Origin of the sequence: Actinocorallia populi, from assembly GCF_002995495.1 — a bacterium.
Taxonomy (GTDB): domain Bacteria; phylum Actinomycetota; class Actinomycetes; order Streptosporangiales; family Streptosporangiaceae; genus Actinocorallia; species Actinocorallia populi.
This window is the reverse complement of record NZ_PVZV01000011.1, coordinates 196,204-216,991: the sequence shown is the minus strand read 5'-3', so window position 1 is coordinate 216,991 and position 20,788 is coordinate 196,204. Positions and strand designations below refer to the sequence as shown.

Below are 20,788 nucleotides of genomic sequence, written 5' to 3'. Positions count from 1 at the left end.
TCAGTCCAGGTCAATGCCCAGCGCTCTGGCAATGGACGTGGCCGTCACCTCGATGATGTCGGGTACGTAGAAGATGATCCCGATGCCGATGGCGAGCAGGACGAACTGTGCGAACCGGGTGATCTCCCGGGTGAAGAGGAAGAACAGCGCGACGATCGAGACGATGACCAGGAACAGCGGACCGAAGAGGTTCCGCAGCCAGGCCGCCAGGTCCTCGGTGTTCAGGTCGCCGGGCGCCGCCAGCGTCTCCATCGGAAGAACCGCCGCCAGATGGTGGAACAGCACTACAACCTCATTTCTAGGACCCGGCCCGCACAGCGCCGCGGATCGAGCGAACATTCCACTGGTCGCTCTTCTTCACCACGACGAGTTCGTAGGTCTGCTCGAGCTGACCTTCCGTCCCGCGAGGCTGGGTCGGGGGGACCTTCCACATCACGGTCGCGGTGACCGTGCGTTCGTCGGAGTCACCTGGAGGGGCGTTCACCTCGCGGATCTCGCCGAAGTTCACCGCGGCCCCGAGGCCGGTGATCCCGCCACCTTCGGTGAAGCGTTGCAGATTCACCGCGTCGCTGTTGCCGTACGCCTGGAAGAAGCCGGCCAGGTCGGTCTGCAGCCGGGCCTCCAGCTCCTGGTCGCGCTCCCCGCCGGCCTCCTGCGGCAGCTGCGCCTTCTTCGGCGCCTCGAGCAGTGCGGGCCGGCCCGCGATGACGAGCGCGCCGTCCCTGGTGTAGACGGGCACCGCCAGCGTGACCCAGCGCGAACCGGCCTTGGCCGCGATGTTGACGAGCGCGTTGTTGGCATCCTTCACGTCGACCGACAGCACCTCGATGTGCTGCGCCGACAGCTGCCCCAGACCGTTCCAGCCGAGCTGCGCGTTGGCGCCTTCGGGCAGGAAGCGGGCCAGCTCCTCCTGGCGCCCGCCGGCGGAGTTCTCGTCGTAGTTGAGGTACACGTGCGCGAACTGCAGCGCGTACGCCGACGCCTGCGTCTGCGGGAACCGCGGCTCTCTGTCGTCGCTCTGGCCGCTGGTCGCGGGCGGCTGCTCGGTGAAGCGCTCGAACGGCGCGCGGATCCCGTTCACCACGACGACCAGCACGAACGCCCACAGCAGCACCCGGCCGACCCAGATCCACCAGCGGCCGCCGCCTCCGCTCCACCGCTTCTTGGGAGCCTTCGGCTCCTCGTCCCACGGCTCGTCGAGCGCATCAGGACCTTCGTCCACAGCCGTCCTGCGAGCCATCAACGCCTCCGCCTATGCGCCTCACCCTCGCCGGCGCGCCCGTTCCGTCATGTGGCATCAAGCGTAGCCACGAGAGGCAATTGTTCCAGTGACTCACCAAGATGCCCAGTCTCGGCGCGCGGGTGTGCATGTCGCACTACCCACACGCACTCCCCCATTCCTCACCAGACACACCAGAACACCAACGCCTTCCCCCATGCCCGCCGATTCCTCGGACACACCCCCCGAATCCAGCGTTTTCCACACGCCTCCGGAGAGACCCCGCGACAGCGACCCATGACGGATCCGTCATGGGTCCCCGCGGCCGTCGTGGACGCCCCGTACGGACGAAGCGGAACGGCACCGCTCCACGACGTGCGGAGCGGTGCCGTTCCGCCGGCGGTCAGAAAGCCGTTCCGCCGGCGGTCAGAAAGCCGTGCCGTCCAAGGCCACGAGGGCGGCGGAGACGGCCGCGTAGGCCAGGAGCGACGTGCCCATCAGCGGACCCGCGTGGCGGCTCGTCGTCACGTCGCCGCGGCGCAGGGAACCGACGAGCAGGAGGAGCCCCGCGCACTGCAGCACGCCGAAGACGGCGATGCTCGCATCGTCGAGCAGGGCCGCCAGGGGGAGGAAGTGCAGCGCCACGACGAGCGCGACCCACCAGGCCGTCCAGCGCCCGGCGTTCCGGCGGGCCAGGACCGCACTGCCCGCTCCGGCGGCCGCCACCTCGACGGCCACCAGCACGCCGAACCAGTGGTAGCGGCCGTCCAGGGCCGTTCCGTCGGACCAGTGCCGCGCGGTCAGGAAACCGAAACCCAGCGCCAGGGCCACGCCGAGCGCGGAGCCCAGGCCGAGCCACTTGCGCCACGAGGGGGGCGGGTCCTCCTGCGACCACCCCAGCCACACGAAGGCCATCAGGCCGAACCAGGCGACGGTGAAGGTCTGGTCCCGTACGAATTCCGTCAACATCAGGTGTTCGAGCCGCCGTTTCCCGCCCCGTCACCGGGGTCATCGTCCCAACGCCGAAGCGGAACTCGACCGCGTTCCACGACCGGCGAACCTCTGACGCGAGGTCAGTGCGCCATTCGTCCCGTTCGCCGCTCAGAGCGTACAGTTCACCGCGCCAATGATCGGGTGTTTCGGTCGCCTATGTCGGCTTATGCCGGTGACGAGAACGCGCTCGCGCCTCCGTGTTCACCGCCGGGCTCCCCTGCCGTGCCCCTGCCGGTCGAGCTCGTGGCGAGGAGGGCTGCGGCCAGCCACTGCCCGAAGGCGCGGAGATCGAGCCCGCTGCCGTCGGCCGGGTCCCGGCGCGCGGCGTCGGAGAGGGCGGAATCGTGATGCGGTTCATCGTTGATGATCGCGACCAGTTCGAGGTAGCGGCCCTGGGTCGCGGTGTAGTCCGCGTCCTGCAGCGCTTCGAGGAGGAGGGAGTCGAGCGTGCGGTAGCCGGCCGCCATCCGCCGCCGGAGGCCGTCATCGGCCGCCACGCCGACGGCATCGGCGCTCTCCTCGACCAGCCGTGCGGCGAGCCCGACGACGTGCGGGTCCTCGGGTGCCAGCCCCGACCTGTGCGCGGCGATCAGTATCGGTGACAAATCCGCGCCGGCCGAGTCGATGAACTCCTGCACCCGCGGGGCCGAGATCTCCGCGCCAGGCCCGGTCGCGTAGGTGTCGTGCAGGTAGGCGCGCGTGGCGCTGCGGAACCGCTCCTCACCGAGGAGCTCCGCCAAGGTGACCCAGGCGTCGAGCTGTTCCGGCGTGGGATCCGCCGGCAGCTTCGGCCGCGTCCCACGGATGCGCTCACGCACCTCAACGGGGAGTCCTGCGGCCACGTCGTTCCAGAAGTCGTCGATCAATCGCCGGCGGTCGGCGTCGGACATCGTCACCAGCCTGCGCAGAAGGTCCGCGCGTTCCGTCGTGCTCTCCTCCCGCACGAGCGCGCGGAGTACGGCCCGCTTGGTCTGGAGGTCCGTCGCCCGCTTCTCGACGACCTCGAGATGCTCGGCCAGGAGCTCGCGCAGGGAGGTCGCGCCGGTGAGCAGGCGGCGCACCTGCTCCAGACCGGCTTCGAGGTCGCGCAGGGTACGGATGAACTCGAGACGCGCGATCGCGTCCACGTCGTAGAGGCGATGACCGCCCGCTGTCACGTCGGTGGGGCGGACGAGGCCTTCGTCGGAGTAGTAGCGGATGGCGCTCACGCTGAGGCCCGTGCGCTGCGCGACCTCGCCGATGAGGCAGAGGGTGGGTTCCGTGCGGCTCATGGCCCCACTATGGGATCTCGAGCGGCTTGAGGTGCAAGCCCCCGCCCCATGACGTCTCGCGTCGACGGCGCTAGACGTTGAAGCGGAACTCCACGACGTCGCCGTCCTGCATGACGTAGTCCTTGCCCTCCATGCGGGCCTTGCCGGCGGCGCGGGCGGCGGGGATGGAGCCCTCGGCGACGAGGTCGTCGAAGGAGACGATCTCGGCCTTGATGAAGCCGCGCTGGAAGTCGGTGTGGATGACGCCGGCGGCCTCGGGGGCGGTGGCGCCCTTCTTGATGGTCCAGGCGCGGGCCTCCTTGGGGCCCGCCGTCAGGTAGGTCTGCAGGCCGAGGGTGTCGAAGCCGACGCGCACGAGCTGGGCGAGGCCGGACTCCTCCTGGCCCATGGACTGCAGCAGCTCCAGCGCCTCGTCGTCGGGGAGCTCGATCAGCTCGGACTCGATCTTGGCGGAGAGGAACACCGCCTTGGCGGGGGCGACCAGGTCGGCGAGCCTGCCGCGCAGCGCCTCGTCGAGCAGTTCGTCCTCGTCCAGGTTGAAGACGTAGATGAACGGCTTGGCGGTCAGCAGGTGCAGCTCGCGCAGCAGGGCGAGGTCCGCGCCGGACGCGTACGCCGTCACGCCCTCGTTCAGCTTCGCCTGGACGGCCCTGACCGCCTCGAGCACGAGCGGGGCATCCTTGTCCTTCTTGAGCTTGACCTCCTTCTCCAGCCGGGGCAGGGCCCGCTCGACGGTCTGGAGGTCGGCGAGGATCAGCTCGGTGTTGATCGTCTCGATGTCGCGCAGCGGGTCGGTCTCACCGTCGACGTGGGTGACGTCGGGGTCGTTGAACGCCCGGATCACCTGGCAGATCGCGTCGGTGTCGCGGATGTTGGCCAGGAACTTGTTGCCGAGCCCCTGCCCCTCGGACGCGCCCTTGACGATGCCGGCGATGTCCACGAACTCGATGGTCGCGGGCAGGATCCGGGCCGAGCCGAACACCTCCGCCAGCTTCCCCAGCCGGGGATCGGGCACGCCGACCACCCCGACATTCGGCTCGATGGTGGCGAACGGGTAGTTCGCGGCCAGCGCGTCGTTCTTGGTCAGGGCGTTGAACATCGTGGACTTGCCGACGTTCGGCAGGCCGACGATCCCGATCGAAAGGCTCACGTTCCAGGAGTTTAGTGCTCACCGGGGAGTGAGGAACTCGCCGATCCGCCGCAGCGCGGCTTTGGCCTCGGGGACGAAGTCGGCGAAGACGGGGAAGACGTGGACCTGGCCGATCCACTCGTGGTGCTCCACTTCCGCGCCGGCGGCGGCCGCCAGCTTCGCGACCAGGCGGGCGTCGTCGCGGAGGATCTCGGTACTGCTGGAGATCAGCAGCAGCGGCGGGAACCCGGTGTAGTCGCCGCGGACCGGGTCGAAGAGCGGGTCGTCGTCGGGGGCTCCGGCGCAGAAGTGCCCGCCCAGCCAGGCGAGTTTCGCCGCCGGGAGCAGGTCGTCGCTCAGCTCGTTGGAGCGGTGGGAGTCGGCCGTGCAGCGCAGGTCCGCCCAGGGCGAGAGGGCCACGACCGCGGCCGGGAGCGGCGTGCCGCGCCGTTTGAGGGCGTGGACCAGGCCGAGCGCCAGGTGGCCGCCCGCCGAGTCCCCGGCGACGGTGATGTCCTGCGGCCGGTGCCCGCGGGCCAGCAGGGCGTCGTAGGCGAGCAGCGCGTCGGTGAGCGCGTCGGCGGGGGTGTGCTCGGGCGCGAGCCGGTAGTCGGCCATGAGGACGGGACGGCGGGTGGCCGCAGACAACCGCCAGGAGAAGCCCCGGTAGAGCGCGGGCCCGCCGAAGAAGTAGGCGCCCCCGTGCAGGTAGAGGATCACCTTCTTCTCGTCGGGGCGGCCGGCCCTGACCCATTCGCCGGAGAAGAGCCCGAAGTCCTCCCGGTCGACCCGCACGCCGGGCGGCGTCCGCATGGCGCGGCCCGCCAGCTCCACCCGCCGGCGCAGCCTCCGCAGCCCGTCCGGCGTGTCGGGGGTCGCGGCCCAGGCCCGCCTGCCGCCCAGCCGCACGGCCAGGCCGGTCAGCCGGGCCCTGCGGGACGGCGGGGTGTCGGGGCGCAGCGCCAGCGCCTCGCGGAAGGCACGTTCGAAGGCTTCGCTCATGACCGGAAGTCTCGCCCCAAGGGACGGATCACACAACCGCCCGGCCGCGTCGTGAAAGGGCTGCGGGCCCTTTCCGTGCGACGATCAGGGGCATGAGCGCGGCGCTGCTGACCGGACTGGTGATCGGGGTGGTCCTGGGGTTCGCCCTGGCCATGGCCCGCCAGTCCTCGCTCATCGCCCGTGCCAAGGCCGCCGAGGACAAGCTCGACTACGCCGAGCAGCGGATGAGCGAGCAGTTCGCGGCCCTGTCGGCGCAGGCGCTCGACGCCTCCAACCAGCGCTTCCTGGAGCTGGCCGACGCCCGGCTGCGGGCGGCCGGAGCCGAGGCCGCGGGCGAGCTGGAGCAGCGCAAGCAGGCCGTCGAGCACCTCGTCGAGCCGCTGAAGGAGACCCTGGGCCGCGTCTCGGAGCAGCTGCGCGAGCTGGAGACCTCCCGCAGGGAGTCGCACGCGATGCTGGCCAAGCAGGTCGAGTTCGTCCGGCAGAGCTCCGAGCAGCTGCGCGAGCAGACCCACGGCCTGGTGCGGGCGCTGCAACGGCCGGAGGCGCGCGGCCGCTGGGGCGAGCTGCAGCTGCGCCGGGTGGTGGAGCTGGCCGGGATGGCGCCCCACTGCGACTTCTCCGAGCAGGCCGGCGCACGCACCGCCGACGGCACCGTCCGGCCCGACCTGGTGGTCCGCCTCACCGAGGGACGCACGATCGTGGTGGACTCCAAGGTCTCCCTCGCCGCCTACCTGGAGGCCGCCGAGGGCAAGGAGAAGCGGATGGAGGCGCACGCCAGGCACCTGCGCGAGCACGTGGACAGGCTGGCGGCCAAGTCGTACTGGCAGGCCTTCAGCCCCGCCCCGGAGTTCGTCGTCCTGTTCGTGCCCGGCGAGGCCTTCCTCGCCCCCGCCCTGGACCACGACCCGGGGCTGCTGGAGTACGCGATGGGCCGCAAGGTGCACATCGCCACCCCCACCACGCTGATCAGCATGCTGCGCACCGCCGCCTACACCTGGCAGCAGGCGTCGCTGTCGCGCAACGCCCGGCAGGTCTTCGACTCGGGCCGGGAGCTGTACGAGCGGCTGGGCGTGCTGGGCGGGCACCTGGACGATCTGGGCCGCGCCCTGTCGGGCGCGGTGCGCGGCTACAACCGCACGGTCGGCTCCCTGGAGAGCCGGGTCCTGGTCAGTGCCCGCAGGCTCAACGAGCTGGGCGTCACGGACGCCGTGCTGGAGGCGCCCCGGCCCGTCGAGGAGGCGCCGCGCGCGTTGTCCGCGGCAGAACTTCTCGGATCCGATATATCCCACCCCACGGACATCGACAAGGTAGGTTTCGCTGCGCGGCCCGTCTCCGGCCGGCCGAGCCCGGAGGACGACTAGATGACCACTCGAACCGGTGAACCGAAGGCCGCGCGGACGGAGGAAGACGTGCAGCGGCGGCGGCAGCGGAGACGGCAGAAGCGGCCCGCGGCGGCCCTGTCCCTGACCGCACGCGGCGGGATCGCCGCGGTCTTCGTGCTGAGCCTGGCCGGCGCGCTGCTGGACTTCTCCTTCCTGCCCGGCCTGGTCTTCGTCGCGGCCTGCGTGCTGGCCGCGATGTTCACCAAGCCCGCCGACCTGCCGACGCTGGTGGTGGCCCCGCCGGTGGTGTACTTCCTGGCCACGCTGACCGCCGAGCTGGCGGCGACGCTGAGCGGCGGTTCGGTGCTGCGGAGCCTGTTCATCGCGGTGCCCCTGGAACTGGGCGCCCGCGCGCCGTGGCTGCTGGCCGGCACCGCGCTGGCCTTCGCCATCGCGTGGCGGCGCGGGCTGCCGGAGGTGTGGCGGGAGATCAGCCTGAAGGCCTCGGGCTTCCGCCTCACCCAGGAGCGGCAGACCGAGGAGGACCCGGTCCGCTGGGACGACTGAGCCGCCGGGCCCCTCGGGGGCTCCGGCGGCCCGGTGCCGCGGGGGTCAGGCGGGGCGGGGCGCCCGCAGGTCCTGGCGCAGTTCGCGCGGCAGCCCGAAGATCATGTGCTCCTTGACCGACTCGACCTCCTCGACGTCCGCGAAGCCGCGGGCGGCCAGGTGGTCCAGGACGCCGCGCACCAGGATGTCCGGGACGGAGGCGCCGCTGCTGATCCCGACGGTCCGCACGCCCTCCAGCCAGGCGTCGTCGATCTCCTCGGCGTAGTCGACCAGGTGGGCGTCCTTGGCCCCGTAGTCCTTGGCGACCTCGACCAGCCGCACCGAGTTGGAGGAGTTGCGCGAGCCGACGACCAGCACCAGGTCGGACTCGGCCGCGATCTCCTTGATCGCGGTCTGCCGGTTCTGGGTGGCGTAGCAGATGTCGTCGGACGGCGGGCTCTGCAGGGAGGGGAAGCGCTCCTTCAGCGCGTCGACCGTTTCGTTGGTCTCGTCCACCGAAAGGGTCGTCTGGGAGAGCCATACGATCTTTTCGGGGTCACGCACGGTAACGTTGGCGACGTCCTTGGGGCCGTCGACCAGCTGAATGTGCGCGGGGGCCTCACCGGTGGTGCCGATCACTTCGGGGTGGCCCTGGTGCCCGATGAGCAGAATGTCGTAGTCGTCGTTGGCGAAGCGCACCGCCTCCCGGTGCACCTTGGTCACCAGGGGGCAGGTCGCGTCGATCGTGCGGAGGTTCAGCCGCGCGGCCTCCTCGTGCACGATCGGGGCGACGCCGTGCGCGGAGAAGACGACGATGGCACCCTCCGGGACCTCGTCGTTCTCGTTCACGAAGATCGCGCCGAGTCCCTCCAGGGTCTTGACCACGTGGACGTTGTGGACGATCTGCTTGCGGACGTAGACGGGCGCGCCGTACTGCTCCAGCGCCTTCTCCACCGTCTGCACCGCGCGGTCCACGCCCGCGCAGTAACCACGTGGCTTGGCGAGCAGTACCCGGCGAGTGCTTGAAGAGGCCATGGTCACATTTTACGTTCCGTCACGCCGGTCTCGATACGGCCACCGGAATGTGACCCAATCCACCATTGGGCATCCCATATTTCCGTTCACTGGGGGTGACCATCCCCGAACCCGTGCGGCACAGTGTTACTTACGCTTATTCCTACTTGCCGTACGAGCCAGACACGGTGCGTTGTCGCACGAAACAGGAGCTGAACGATGCCGCGTACCCCGCGAGAAGTGGGCAAGCAGGTCCAGGAAGCGGTGAACGAGCAGGTCAGGGATCTGCCCCTTCACGCGGCGCGCCTGGCCATGTTCGGCGTGGGCCGGACGCTGCTGCTCACCGACCGAGTCACCAAGGACTACAAGGACCTCCGCGGCGGCGAGCTGCGGCCGGTTCTGGACAGGCTGCTGGGCGACGCCGAGCGGATCACCCACAGGGTGGGCGCCCGGCTGGAGGGCACCCCGGTCGGCCGGGTGATCGAGCTGGTCGCGCCCAAGCCCGCGCCCGCCCCGAAGGAGACACCGGTGGCCCGGCCGCCGCGTGCCGCCGAGAGCAACGGCACGGGCGAGATCTCCGTGGGCAAGCCCGCCAGGCCCGCCACCGTGCCGCCGCCCGCCCCGCAGCCGGAGGCCGACCGGCTGGAGCCCGTCGCGGCGCCCGAGCCGGCGCCGGCCGAGCCCGAGGAGATCCCGGCCGAGACGCTGGAGCTCATCGACGCGGTCGTCGAGGAGATCATCGAGCCGGAGCCCGTCCCGGCCGCCACCGCGCTCACCGAGGCCGACCTGCCCGTCCCGAACTACGGCGAGCTCACCCACGCCTCGATCCGCGCCCGGCTGCGCAAGCTCACCGCCGGGCAGGTGGAGATGCTGCGCGAGTACGAGGCGGCGCACGCCGCACGTGCCGCGCTCATCACGATGTACGACAACCGGCTGGCCAAGCTCGCCCAGCAGGGCTGACCGGCCGAAGGCCCCGTGCCGTCCCGGGTGATCCGAGACGGCACGGGGCCTTTCGCGTGCGATGACGGCACGGGCGCATTATCGTCGAGACGTGGATTCCGACCGGCCCGTGCCCGTACGCGACATGCGGGCGTCCGACGCCGACCGCGAACGCGTCGCCGAACTCCTCCATGAGGCCGTCACCGACGGCAGGCTCACCCTCGAGGAGCACTCCGAACGGATCGAGGCGGTCTACCGGGCGCGGACGCTCGGCGAGCTGACCGCCTTCACCCGTGACCTGCTGCCCGCCGAGCAGCAGCCGTTCAAGGTCGACGCCCAGAGCCTCGTGGCGCTGTTCGGCTCCCAGCGGCGGGAGGGCCGGTGGGTGGTGCCGGCCAAGCTGCCGGTGGCCGCCCTGTTCGGCACCGTCGAACTCGACCTGCGCCAGGCGATCCTGCAGCGCAGGCACATCACCGTGGACGTGAGCGCGCTGTGCGGGCGGCTGCGGCTGATCGTCCCGGACGGGGTGGAGGTCCGGGTGACCGGGCGGGCGGTGCTCAGCACCGCCCGCGACGGCAGGCGCTACGACCTCCCGGAGGAGGGGCCGCTCGTGGAGGTGACCGGCACCCTCCTGCTGGGCTCGGTGAAGGTGGTCAGGCCCAAGCGGCCCTGGTTGACCTCGCTCAGACGGGGCCGTCGAAGTTGATCGCCGAGTAGGCGCGCAGCTTGGCCAGCCGGTGCTCGCCGTCGACCTGGCGGATGGTGCCGCTGCGGCCGCGCATGACCAGCGAGTGGGTGGTGGCCAGGCCCTTGACGTAGCGCACGCCCTTGACCAGCTCGCCGTCGGTGATGCCGGTCGCGGCGAAGAACACGTCGTCGGAGCTGACGAGGTCGTCGGTGGTCAGCACCCGGTCGAGGTCGTGGCCGGCGTCGATGGCCTTCTGCCGCTCGGCGGCGTCCTGCGGCCACAGCTTGGCCTGGATCACGCCGCCCAGGCACCGCATGGCGCAGGCGGCGATGATGCCCTCGGGCGTGCCGCCGATGCCCAGCAGCAGGTCCACGCCGGTGCCCTCGCGGGCCGCCATGATCGCGCCCGCCACGTCGCCGTCGCGGATGAACTTGATGCGGGCACCCGACTCGCGGATCTCCTTGACGATGCCCTCGTGCCGGGGGCGGTCGAGGATCATCACGGTGACGTCCTGGACGGAGGAGCCCTTGGCCTTGGCCACGGCGCGGATGTTGTCGCCGATCGGGCGCTCGATGTCCACGGCGTCGGCGGCCTCGGCCCCGGTGACCAGCTTCTCCATGTAGAACACCGCGGACGGGTCGTACATCGAGTGCCGGGGCGCGACCGCGAGCACGGCGATGGCGTTGGGCATGCCCATGGCGTTGAGGGTGGTGCCGTCGATCGGGTCGACCGCCACGTCGCACTCGGCGCCGGTGCCGTCGCCGACCTGCTCGCCGTTGTAGAGCATCGGGGCGTTGTCCTTCTCGCCCTCGCCGATCACCACCACGCCCTGCATGGAGACGGTGTTGATCAGTTGGCGCATCGCGTTGACGGCGGCACCGTCGGCGCCTATCTTGTCCCCGCGGCCGACCCAGCGGGCCGCGGCGAGCGCGGCCGCCTCGGTCACCCGGACGAGTTCCATCGCGAGGTTGCGGTCAGGCGCCTCCGGCGCAGTGGTCAACGGCGAGTTCTCAGACATAACGCACCCTTCAGTCGAGGCGGGTTCTCCCGGATTCTCTGCTCCTGGAAGGTCATCTCACAAATTGGACCAGACCAGAGAGGCGGGCCGGGAGCCGGGCTCCCCTGTGGTGGCGTAATCTCGACATCCATGAGCAGCGAGATGGAGGAGACCTCCACCAGGGTCTCCGAGCGTGGCCAGGCCACCCGGGGCGCCCTGTTGCGGGCGGCCAGGGAAGTGTTCTGCGAACAGGGCTTCGCCCAGGCCGCCGTGACCGACATCGTGGCCCGTGCCGGGGCCAGCGTCGGCAGTCTTTACCACCATTTCAACGGCAAGGCCGACCTGTATCTGACGCTGTTCGAGGAATTCCAGGTGCGCCAGCAGGAACGCACCCGTGAGGCGATCCACCGGATCCGGGAAAACGGCGACGACGACCCCAAGAGCCAGTTCCTGGCCGGGGCCGCCGCCTATCTGGAGGGCTCGGTCTCCGAACGGGAGCTGTCCCGCCTGTTCATCTCCGGCGACGGTCCGCCCGGTTTCGACCGCATCATGCGCGAGCGGCTGAACAAATGGGCACGCCGCAACGCCGCGCTGTTCCACTCCAGTGCGGGCGGCTTCAACGAGCCGCTGGTCATCGTGCTCACCGGGGCGATGATCAGCGCGGTCGACGTGGTCTCCGCCGGCGAGGACATCGAGCGCTCCCGCAGGCTCGCCGCCAACATCATCAAGGTGCTCGCCACCATCCAGCCCGTCGAATGACCGATTCCATGGCAACCGCTCCCGACACCCAGACCCCCGCCGCCAAGGGGCCCAAGCGCGAGACCCGCGTGGTCAGCGAGGGCTTCGTCAAGCGCTACACCTCCGGCCCCGGCCAGTTCGTGCTGGCCATCGGCGCCTGCCTCGCGCTGGTCCTGGCGATCTTCCTCGTCACCCCGAGCGAGGACGACCCCCCGCTCCCGCGCACCATCGACTACACCTGGGACGCCAAGGAGTTCGCCCGCAAGGCCCCCTACCAGGTCTACTCGCCCACCGGGCTCCCCCCGACGTGGGCCGCCACCGCCAGCCGCCTCACCGGCACCACCGCGAAGAAGGCCAAGAAGCACGTCGCCTGGCATCTCGTCCTGGTCGCCCCGTCCCAGCGCTACGCCGCCCTGGAGCAGAGCAACGAGACACCCGACGGCCCCGGGAACTTCGTCGCCCGGATGACCAACGTGCCCAAGTCGACACCCGACCAGGCGGCCGGGCGGCGGACCGTCGACGGCGTGGTCTGGGACCAGTACTACCAGCGCGACAAGAGGCAGTACTCCCTGGTCCGGCGGCTCCCCGGCAACACGATCGTGCTCACCGGCACCGCCGACTACGACGAGCTGGCCGTCCTGGCGGCGGCCCTGACCCCCGAGCCGAAGGGCTCCTTAGAACGGCGCGGCCTCGTCGCCCGGCCGGGGCTCCATCGCGGCGGCCAGCCGGGCGCGCGCGCCCTCCAGCCACTCCTCGCAGACCCCCGCGAGCCGCTCGCCCCTCTCCCACAGCGCCAGGGACTCCTCCAGCGTGAGCCCGCCGGTCTCCAGCCGCTTCACCACCTCCGCGAGCTCGTCGCGGGCCTTCTCGTACGAGAGCGTCTCCTCGGCCATGAGGCCAGGGTAGTGGCCGGGCGATAGCCTCGCGGTATGGCTTTGCAGACCTCGGCGGAAGCGCCCGTGCCGGTCAGGACCGTGCTCCAGCTGGTGGGCGGGTGGATCGGGCGGCTCGGGCGGATCTGGGTCGAGGGCCAGATCACCGAGCTGAACCGGCGCGGCTCCACCGTCTACCTGACGCTGCGGGACCCGGCGGCCAACATGTCGGTGCGGGTCGTGGGGCCGCGGGGGGTGTTCGACAACCCCGCCGTCGTCGACGGGGCGCGGGTGGTGGTGCACGCCAAGCCCGACTTCTACATCAACCGCGGGTCGTTCTCGCTGACCGCCGTCGAGGTGCGGGCCGTCGGGATCGGCGAGCTGCTGGCCCGGCTGGAGCAGCTCAAGCGCACGCTGGCGGCGGAGGGCCTGTTCCGGCCGGAGCGCAAGCGGCCGCTGCCGTTCCTGCCGGGGACGGTGGGGCTGATCTGCGGGCGGGACTCCGCGGCCGAACGCGACGTGCTGGAGAACGCGCGGCGGCGCTGGCCGGCGGTGTCGTTCAAGGTGGAGACGGTGGCCGTCCAGGGCTCGTACGCGGTCGGCGAGGTGGTCGGGGCGCTGCGGAAGCTGGACGCCGACCCGGAGGTCGAGGTCATCGTCATCACCCGGGGCGGCGGTTCGCTGGAGGACCTGCTGCCGTTCTCCGACGAGACCATGGTCAGGGCGGTGGCCGCCGCGCGCACCCCGGTGGTCTCGGCGATCGGGCACGAGCAGGACAGCCCGCTGCTCGACCTGGTGGCCGACCACCGCGCCTCGACCCCGACGGACGCCGCCAAGCGCGTCGTCCCGGACGTGCGCGAGCAGCTCGCGCACGTCCACCAGCTGCGGGACCGGGGGCGCCGCGCGATCACCGGGCGGGTGGAGCGGGAGGCCGCGTGGCTGGCGGCCGTGCGGTCCCGTCCGGCGCTGGCCGACCCGGTGCGCGAGGTGGAGCGCCAGCACGAGCGGGTGCTCGCGGTGCGGGACCGGGCGCGGCGGGCGCTGGGCGCGGCGCTGGACCGGGCCGGGGACCGGCTCGACCACACCAGGGCCCGGCTGACCGCGCTGTCCCCCGCGGCGACGCTGGAGCGCGGGTACGCGATCGTCCAGCGGCCGGACGGCGCGGTCGTGCGCAGCGCCGCGGAGCTGGAGCCGGGGGACGGGCTGCTGGTCAGGCTGCCCGACGGCAGGCGCGCCGTGACGGTCGAGAAATGAACCCTTGACCTGGATCATCCAGGTCCATAGCCTTCCGTGAACCTTTCTCACCTTTTGGAGTGAGCATGCGGGATCGGCAGGCCAGGCTCGCCACCTACGCGGCCTTCGGCATCCAGGGACTGTGCTTCGCCTCCCTGGTCACCAGGGTCCCCCAGATCCAGGAGGCGCACCGCCTCGGCGACGCCGACCTGGCGATCGTGCTGCTGCTCGTCCCGGTCATCGCGGGCGTCGGCAGCGTGCTGTCCGGCCTGGTCTTCCAGCGGTTCGGCAGCTCCCCCGTCCTGCGGATCAGCCAGCCCGCGGTCGCCGCGGCCATCACCCTCGTCGGCCTGACCGGCGGCGAGCTGCTCCCGCTGTACGCCACCGTCGCCCTGTTCGGCCTGTCCGTCGGCGCGGTGGACGCCTCGATGAACGCCCAGGCCGTCGCCGTCGAACGCCACGAGGGCAAGAGCGTCACCTCCGGCTTCTACGCGGTGTGGAGCGTCGCGGGCATCCTCGGCGCCCTGTGGACCTCCCTGGCCAACGAGCTCGGCCTCTCGCTCTTCGTCGGGTTCGGCATCCCCGCGCTCGTCGGCGTCGCCGGCTCCCTGCTCCTCGGCCCCCGGCTCTACCGCAAGGACGAGGAGGGCTCGGGCCCCTCGGCCGCCGAACTGAAGTCCGCGGGCAGGCTCGTCCCCTGGAAGCCGGTCGTCCTGGTCGGCATCGCGATGGGCTGCTTCTACATCGCCGACGCGGCCATCTCCAACTACAGCGCCAAGTACCTCCAGGACGAGCTGGACGCGAGCGACGCCGTCGCGCCCCTGGCCTACGGCGCCTACCAGGTCGCCATGGTCCTCAGCCGCGGCGTCGCCGACCTCGGCGTCCGCCGGTACGGGCCGGTGAACGTCATCAGGCTGGGCGCCGTCGTCGGCTTCCTCGGCATGGCGGGCGTCGTCGCCGCGCCCAACGCGCTCCTGGCCATCGCCGCCGTCACGGTCATGGGCCTGGGCGTGTGCGTGGTCGCCCCGATCGCCTTCTCCGCCGCCGACCGCGTCGACGCCACCGGCCTGGGCATCGCCGTCTCCCGCCTCAACCTCTTCAACTACGTCGGCTTCGTCCTGGGCGCCGGCATCATCGGCGCCTTCGCCCCCGCGGAGGGCGAGAGCGACCTGCGCGTCGCCTTCATGATCCCCACGGCCCTCATCCTGGTGATCCTCCTGCTGGCCCCCTCCTTCGCCCCCAGGCCCGTCAAGGCCGCGACGGCCCCCGCCTGACCGCCTCCGCGAGCAGGCGGACCGCCGCGCGCAACCGGGCCTCGGTCAGTCCCGCGTAGCCGACGATGACCGCGGACGGCCCCGAGGCGTGCACGAGCACGCCCCTGGAAGCGGCGGCCTCGGCCAGGTCCGGGACCGGCCGGGTCAGGCGCAGGTACAGGTGCAGCCCGGCCGAGATGCCGCTGATCTCGGCCTCGGGCAGATGGACGGCCAGCGCGTCCACCAGCGCGTCGCGGCGGGCGCGGTAGCGGCGGCGCATCTGGCGCAGGTGCCGGTCGTAGGCGCCGGAGGCCAGGAAGTGGGCCAGGGCGTGCTGGCCGACCACCGGGGATCCCAGGTCGGTGTCCATCCGGTGGCCCGCGACCCGGGCGGCCAGCGGCGCGGGAGCCACCATCCAGCCCAGGCGCATCCCGGGCGCCAGGGTCTTGCTCACCGAGCCCAGCAGGACCGTGCGGCCGGGCGCCAGCGCCTGGACGCAGCCGACGGGGTCGCGGTCGTAGCGGAACTCGGCGTCGTAGTCGTCCTCGATGATGAGCGCGCCGGTCGCCTCGGCCCAGGCGACCAGGGCGGCGCGGCGGCGTGAGGACAGCACGACGCCGGTCGGGAACTGGTGGGCGGGCGTGAGCAGGACCGCCCTCGCCGCCGAGCGGGCCAGCGCCGCGACGTCCATGCCCTCCCCGTCCACCGGGACCGGGATGAGGGGCACCCCGGTGGCGCGCAGCATCGGGATCTGCCGGTCGGAGGTGGGGTCCTCGACGGCGAGCGGCGCCCCGGTCAGCCGGACCACGGCGGACAGCCCGTGCGCGACGCCGGCGGTGACCACCACCTGTTCGGGCGTCGCGGCCGCGGCCCGCACCCGTCCCAGGTATCCGGCCAGCTCCCGGCGCAGGGCCGGGACCCCCGCCGGATCCGGGTAGGCGAAGTCGGTGCGGGCCATCGTGTCCAGCGCCTGCTTGAGGGCCGCCGCCCACCTCACCCGGGGGAAGGAGGCCAGGTCGGGAGTGCCGGGGCGCAGGTCGTACTCGGCGGTGGGGGCGGCCCCGGGCGCCGCGGGGCCCTCCGCCGCCGGGGCCGCGGGCAGCCGGGCGACCCGGGTGCCGTCGCCGGGCCGGGAGACCAGGAAGCCCTCGGCGGTCAGCTGCTCGTAGGCGGTGACCACCACGCCCCGGGAGACGCCCAGGTCCTGGGCGAGCGTGCGGGTGGACGGCAGGCGGGCGGCGGGCGCGAGCCGTCCGGAGCGGATCGCGTCCCGGAGCCGGACGGCGAGCTGGACGCCCAGCCGCCCCGCCGCGCGGTCGAGGTCGAGGTGCAGGTCGAACACGCGAATGGTCCTTGATCTCAGCACGGGAATGGACCTGTTTCCAGGACCAATGGCTTTCTACCTTTTCATCCATGGACCTGGCGACACGACCCGCGCACCCCGCGACGACCACGAGCACGACGAGCACCGCCGGCACCCCGGTCCCGGCGTCCCGAGGAGTCTTCTACGCCGCCTGCGCCACCACGCTGCTCGGCACGCTGATGGCGGTCTCCGCCGTGATCGCGGACTACCCGGTCTTCACCGGGCAGGCCGTCCGCTACGCCCTGGCCGCCCTCGTCCTGCTGCCGTTCGCCCTGCGCGTCCCGCTCCTGCCGCGGGGCCCCGCCGAGTGGGGGCTGCTCGTCCTGCTGTCCCTCACGGGGCTCGCGGGCTTCAACTACTGCCTCGTGGAGGCCACCCGGTCCACCGACCCCGCCACCATCGGGGCCGTCATCGGGTCGGTGCCCGTGGTGATGGCGGTCGTCGCGCCCCTGGTGACCGGGAGGCGGCCGACCCGCCGGGTCGTCCTGGCCGCCCTCGTGGTGGCGGCCGGGGCCGCGCTGGTCAACGGGATGGGCGACGGCGACCTGCGGGGCCTGCTGTTCTCGCTGGGCGCCCTCACCGGCGAGGTGCTCTTCTCCCTGCTGGCCGTGCCGCTGCTCCCCCGGCTCGGGGCGCTGCGCGTGTCGGCCTACAGCAGCGCCCTGGCCGTGCCGCTGCTGCTGCTCACCGGGCTGGTCGCGGGCGAGTCCCTCCGGCTCCCCACCCCGGCCGAGGGCCTGGCGTTCGGCTACATCGGCGTGGTGATCACCGCGGGCGCGTTCCTGATGTGGTTCGGCGCCCTGGACAGCCTCGGGCCCGACCGCGCCGCGCTGTTCGGCGGTCTGATCCCCGTCTCGGCCGCCGCGACCGGCGCCGCGCTCGGGCTCGGCGCCCCCTCCCCCGGCCAGCTGCTCGGCTGCCTGCTGGTCGGCCTCGGCGTGACCTGCGGCGCATTGCCCGCAGGCCGAAGGTTTACCCTGGGGGCGGCCACAAGCCGGGACCTCTGAAATTTTCACAGTGCGAGGGATGGAATGCCTGAGTTCGCCTACACCGACCTGCTGCCGCTCGGCAAGGACACCGAGACCGAGTACCGGCTGCTCACCACCGAAGGGGTCTCCACGGTGAAGGCGGCGGGACGCACCTTCCTCCAGGTGGAGCCCGAGGCGCTGCGCCTGCTCACCGAGACCGCCATCCGCGACATCTCGCACCTGCTGCGCCCGGCGCACCTCGCCCAGCTCCGCAAGATCCTCGACGACCCCGAGGCCTCCCCCAACGACCGGTTCGTCGCCCTGGACCTGCTGAAGAACGCGGGCATCGCCTCCAGCGGCATCCTGCCGATGTGCCAGGACACCGGCACCGCCATCGTCATGGGCAAGCGCGGCCAGCACGTCCTGACCGACGGGAACGACGAGGCCCACCTCTCCCGGGGCGTCTACGACGCCTACACGAGGCTGAACCTGCGCTACTCCCAGATGGCGCCGCTGACCATGTGGGAGGAGAAGAACACCGGCACCAACCTCCCCGCCCAGATCGAGCTGTACGCCACCGGCGGCGACGAGTACAAGTTCCTGTTCATGGCCAAGGGCGGCGGCAGCGCCAACAAGTCCTTCCTCTACCAGGAGACCAAGGCCGTCCTGAACCCCAAGCGCATGCTCTCCTTCCTGGAGGAGAAGATCCGCAGCCTGGGCACCGCGGCCTGCCCGCCCTACCACCTGGCGATCGTCGTCGGCGGCACGTCCGCCGAGTACGCGCTGAAGACCGCCAAGTACGCCTCCGCGCACTATCTCGACTTCATGCCCACCGAGGGCTCCATCGGCGGGCACGGCTTCCGCGACCTGGAGCTGGAGCAGCAGGTCTTCGAGCTCACCCAGAAGCTCGGCATCGGCGCCCAGTTCGGCGGCAAGTACTTCTGCCACGACGTGCGCGTCATCCGCCTGCCCCGGCACGGCGCGTCCTGCCCGGTGGCCGTCTCCGTCTCCTGCTCGGCCGACCGCCAGGCCGTGGCCAAGATCACCGCGGAGGGCGTCTTCCTGGAGAGGCTGGAGACCGACCCGGCCCGCTTCCTGCCCGACACCACCGCCGAGCAGCTCGACGACCAGGTCGTCAAGATCGACCTCAACCGCCCGATGGCCGAGATCCGCGCCGAGCTCTCGCGCTACCCGGTCAAGACCCGCCTGTCCCTGACCGGCCCGCTGGTGGTGGCCCGCGACATCGCCCACGCCAAGATCAAGGAGCGCCTGGACGCGGGCGAGGGCATGCCGCAGTACCTCAAGGACCACGCCGTCTACTACGCCGGCCCGGCCAAGACCCCCGAGGGCTACGCCTCCGGCTCCTTCGGCCCCACGACCGCCGGGCGCATGGACTCCTACGTCGAGGAGTTCCAGGCCGCGGGCGGCTCGATGGTCATGCTCGCCAAGGGCAACCGCTCCCAGCAGGTCACCGACGCCTGCAAGGCGCACGGCGGCTTCTACCTCGGCTCCATCGGCGGCCCCGCCGCCCGCCTCGCCCAGGACTGCATCAAGAAGGTCGACGTCCTGGAGTACGCCGAGCTCGGCATGGAGGCCGTCTGGAAGATCGAGGTCGAGGACTTCCCCGCCTTCATCGTCGTCGACGACAAGGGCAACGACTTCTTCAACGAGGGCAAGGCCGTGACCTTCATGCCCGGTGTCCCGGCCCGGAAGTGAGCGGAAGGCCTTCGCGGCGGCGCGGCTTCCACCGGCGGAGAAGACCGACTTCTCCGCCGCTACGCCCGCCGTACTCGACGTCGGCTTTGCGCAACACACAAGCAGAAAAGCCTTATATCTAGAGATTGCATCTAGTGTCTGACAAGCCTCTTGCTCCTGTATCTTTGCCCGCATGACTCAGACGGAGCACTTCGTTCTGGCGAAGCGTTACCGCCTGCTCCATGCACTCGGACACGGGGCGATGGGCACGGTGTGGCGCGCCCACGACGAGCTGCTGGAACGCGATGTCGCGATCAAGGAGATCCGGTTCCCCGCCGAACTGGACGAGAACGACCGCGTCGTGTTCTACCGCCGCACGTTGCGTGAGGCCCGCGCACCCGCCCGCGTCCGGCACAAGTCGATCATCGAGGTCTACGACGTCGTCCAGGAGCACGCACGGCCCTGGATCGTGATGGAGCTCATCGAGGCGCCGACCCTCGAGCAGCACATCAAGGAGCAGGGGCCGCTGCGTCCGGAGGACGCGGCGGCTCTCGGCCGCCAGCTGGTGGACGCCCTCGAGGAGGCGCACACGGCCGGGGTCCTGCACCGCGACATCAAGCCGAGCAACGTGCTGCTGGCCCCCGGGCGGGTGGTGCTGACCGACTTCGGGCTCGCCGTCACCAACGGCTCGTCCACCATCACCAAGGTCGGCACGTTCGTGGGCTCGCCCGCCTACGTCGCGCCCGAGGTGGCGCGCGGGGAGAAGGCGACGCCCGAATCCGACCTGTGGTCGCTCGGCGCGACGCTCTACTGCGCGGTCGAGGGCCGCCCCCCGTTCGACCACGAGAACGTGATGGCGACGTTGTCGGCGGTCCTCACCGAGGACCCGGCGACCTCGCAGCGGGCCGGGGACCTCGGCCCCATCATCAACGGGCTGCTGCAGCGCAACCCCAAGCGGCGGCTCAGCCACTCCAGGCTGGCCGAGCGCCTGGAGCGCGCCGCGATGCCCAAGCGCAGCGCGGCCTCCTCCACCCCTCCGGAGGGCGCCAGCGTGCTGTCCTCCTCGGGCCTGCCCAGCCGGCGCAGCGGAGCGCACCGCGCCCGGCAGAGCTCGACGCACCGGCTGCGCCCGTACCTGGTGATCGGGCTTCCGGTCGTCGGGGTCCTGGCTGTGCTCGCGGTGCTGTTCGTGCTGCTGGGCGGAGGCGAAGGCGAGCAGCCCGCCGCCTCCCCCTCGTCCGAGGGCTCCACCCCGCTCAGCGCGGCCACGGACGTGGTGGTGGTCAAGGCCGAGGGCGGCGAGTGCGAGCTCACCACGGTGATCGGCCAGAAGGGCGGCGCGGCCGGCACCGTCAACCACGTGCGGGTCGGCGACGGCCAGATCGCCCGGTACAACTCCGTCCCGATGGACCTGACGGTCAGCGACGGGCAGATCTGCCAGGTGGTCATCAACGGCGAGGTCCAGCCGGCCAAGCCCGGCGAGCAGACCTACCGCGACATCGACCGCGAGTGAACGGCGGCCCGGTCACCGCGGATCGGGAAT

At 71.6% G+C, this 20,788-nt stretch carries 20 protein-coding genes and 1 pseudogene; 11 read left to right on the top strand and 10 right to left on the bottom strand.

Annotation, left to right across the window (positions count from 1 at the left end; genetic code table 11):
• The 6 genes from C2865_RS35310 to C2865_RS35285 all read right to left on the bottom strand — a co-directional run bounded on the left by C2865_RS35310 (position 1) and on the right by C2865_RS35285 (position 5,614).
• Positions 1-252, bottom strand: coding sequence for a hypothetical protein (locus C2865_RS35310; RefSeq protein WP_232835990.1), 252 nt, complete (start codon positions 250-252; stop codon positions 1-3).
• A 46-nt stretch (positions 253-298) separates the two neighbouring features.
• Positions 299-1,240, bottom strand: coding sequence for a conjugal transfer protein (locus tag C2865_RS35305; protein ID WP_106402994.1), 942 nt, complete (start codon positions 1,238-1,240; stop codon positions 299-301).
• A gap of 405 nt (positions 1,241-1,645) precedes the next feature.
• Positions 1,646-2,188 carry a hypothetical protein gene (locus tag C2865_RS35300; protein ID WP_106402993.1) on the bottom strand — a complete coding sequence of 181 codons (543 nt, stop codon included), beginning with the start codon at positions 2,186-2,188 and terminating at the stop codon, positions 1,646-1,648.
• A gap of 188 nt (positions 2,189-2,376) precedes the next feature.
• Positions 2,377-3,483, bottom strand: a complete 1,107-nt coding sequence (locus tag C2865_RS35295; RefSeq protein ID WP_106402992.1) for a helix-turn-helix domain-containing protein — start codon at positions 3,481-3,483, stop codon at positions 2,377-2,379.
• 70 nt (positions 3,484-3,553) lie between these two features.
• Entirely contained in the window at positions 3,554-4,633 is a 1,080-nt protein-coding gene (ychF, locus tag C2865_RS35290) for a redox-regulated ATPase YchF (RefSeq protein WP_106402991.1), read from the bottom strand.
• Positions 4,634-4,651: 18 nt separating this feature from the next.
• The gene (locus tag C2865_RS35285) at positions 4,652-5,614 is read right to left on the bottom strand and encodes an alpha/beta hydrolase fold domain-containing protein (RefSeq protein WP_106402990.1); all 963 of its coding nucleotides are present in this window, start codon (positions 5,612-5,614) and stop codon (positions 4,652-4,654) included.
• A gap of 92 nt (positions 5,615-5,706) precedes the next feature.
• Here C2865_RS35285 and C2865_RS35280 point away from each other — a divergent pair, with 92 nt between their 5' ends.
• Positions 5,707-6,978, top strand: a complete 1,272-nt coding sequence (locus tag C2865_RS35280; RefSeq protein ID WP_106402989.1) for a DNA recombination protein RmuC — start codon at positions 5,707-5,709, stop codon at positions 6,976-6,978.
• Positions 6,979-7,506 (top strand): DUF6542 domain-containing protein, encoded by a 528-nt coding sequence (locus tag C2865_RS35275; RefSeq protein WP_106402988.1) that lies wholly within the window; start codon positions 6,979-6,981, stop codon positions 7,504-7,506. It begins immediately after the preceding gene.
• Between the two features lie 45 nt (positions 7,507-7,551).
• On the opposite strand, the gene C2865_RS35270 is transcribed toward C2865_RS35275, so the two are convergent.
• Positions 7,552-8,520: a 4-hydroxy-3-methylbut-2-enyl diphosphate reductase gene (locus tag C2865_RS35270; protein WP_106403071.1), complete on the bottom strand. Its 969-nt coding sequence runs from the start codon at positions 8,518-8,520 to the stop codon at positions 7,552-7,554.
• 198 nt (positions 8,521-8,718) lie between these two features.
• Between C2865_RS35270 and C2865_RS35265 the strand changes: the two genes are divergently transcribed.
• Both C2865_RS35265 and C2865_RS35260 read left to right on the top strand, forming a co-directional pair.
• The gene (locus C2865_RS35265) at positions 8,719-9,459 is read left to right on the top strand and encodes a DUF8129 domain-containing protein (RefSeq protein WP_157964026.1); all 741 of its coding nucleotides are present in this window, start codon (positions 8,719-8,721) and stop codon (positions 9,457-9,459) included.
• Positions 9,460-9,550: 91 nt separating this feature from the next.
• Positions 9,551-10,144, top strand: a complete 594-nt coding sequence (locus tag C2865_RS35260) for a DUF1707 SHOCT-like domain-containing protein (RefSeq protein WP_232835979.1) — start codon at positions 9,551-9,553, stop codon at positions 10,142-10,144.
• On the opposite strand, the gene glpX is transcribed toward C2865_RS35260, so the two are convergent.
• Positions 10,122-11,144: a class II fructose-bisphosphatase gene (gene glpX / locus C2865_RS35255; RefSeq protein WP_106402985.1), complete on the bottom strand. Its 1,023-nt coding sequence runs from the start codon at positions 11,142-11,144 to the stop codon at positions 10,122-10,124. The genes C2865_RS35260 and glpX overlap by 23 nt on opposite strands.
• A 129-nt stretch (positions 11,145-11,273) precedes the next feature.
• Between glpX and C2865_RS35250 the strand changes: the two genes are divergently transcribed.
• Together C2865_RS35250 and C2865_RS41170 are read left to right on the top strand one after the other, a co-directional pair.
• A complete protein-coding gene (locus C2865_RS35250) occupies positions 11,274-11,882 on the top strand; it encodes a TetR/AcrR family transcriptional regulator (RefSeq protein WP_232835978.1) in 609 nt (202 codons plus the stop codon).
• A pseudogene (locus tag C2865_RS41170) lies at positions 11,879-12,502 on the top strand (DUF4245 domain-containing protein); the annotation flags it as partial. The gene C2865_RS35250 and the pseudogene C2865_RS41170, both read left to right, overlap by 4 nt.
• A gap of 33 nt (positions 12,503-12,535) precedes the next feature.
• On the opposite strand, the gene C2865_RS40370 reads toward C2865_RS41170, so the two are convergent.
• Complete coding sequence (locus C2865_RS40370) at positions 12,536-12,754, bottom strand: exodeoxyribonuclease VII small subunit (protein ID WP_198653833.1); 219 nt, start codon at positions 12,752-12,754, stop codon at positions 12,536-12,538.
• Between the two features lie 36 nt (positions 12,755-12,790).
• On the opposite strand from C2865_RS40370, the gene xseA reads away from it, so the two are divergent.
• Both xseA and C2865_RS35235 read left to right on the top strand, forming a co-directional pair.
• Positions 12,791-13,987, top strand: a complete 1,197-nt coding sequence (gene xseA, locus C2865_RS35240; RefSeq protein WP_198653822.1) for an exodeoxyribonuclease VII large subunit — start codon at positions 12,791-12,793, stop codon at positions 13,985-13,987.
• A gap of 65 nt (positions 13,988-14,052) precedes the next feature.
• On the top strand, positions 14,053-15,240 hold the full coding sequence (locus tag C2865_RS35235; protein ID WP_232835977.1) for an MFS transporter: 1,188 nt from the start codon (positions 14,053-14,055) through the stop codon (positions 15,238-15,240).
• Here the strand turns inward: C2865_RS35235 and pdxR are convergent.
• Positions 15,215-16,561: a MocR-like pyridoxine biosynthesis transcription factor PdxR gene (pdxR, locus tag C2865_RS35230; protein ID WP_106402981.1), complete on the bottom strand. Its 1,347-nt coding sequence runs from the start codon at positions 16,559-16,561 to the stop codon at positions 15,215-15,217. The genes C2865_RS35235 and pdxR overlap by 26 nt on opposite strands.
• Before the next feature lie 71 nt (positions 16,562-16,632).
• On the opposite strand from pdxR, the gene C2865_RS35225 reads away from it, so the two are divergent.
• The 3 genes from C2865_RS35225 to C2865_RS35215 all read left to right on the top strand — a co-directional run bounded on the left by C2865_RS35225 (position 16,633) and on the right by C2865_RS35215 (position 20,758).
• Positions 16,633-17,589, top strand: coding sequence for a DMT family transporter (locus C2865_RS35225; protein ID WP_106402980.1), 957 nt, complete (start codon positions 16,633-16,635; stop codon positions 17,587-17,589).
• A gap of 24 nt (positions 17,590-17,613) precedes the next feature.
• A complete protein-coding gene (locus tag C2865_RS35220; RefSeq protein WP_106402979.1) occupies positions 17,614-19,266 on the top strand; it encodes a fumarate hydratase in 1,653 nt (550 codons plus the stop codon).
• 172 nt (positions 19,267-19,438) lie between these two features.
• Positions 19,439-20,758, top strand: a complete 1,320-nt coding sequence (locus C2865_RS35215; protein ID WP_106402978.1) for a serine/threonine-protein kinase — start codon at positions 19,439-19,441, stop codon at positions 20,756-20,758.
• Positions 20,759-20,788: the final 30 nt, after the last annotated feature.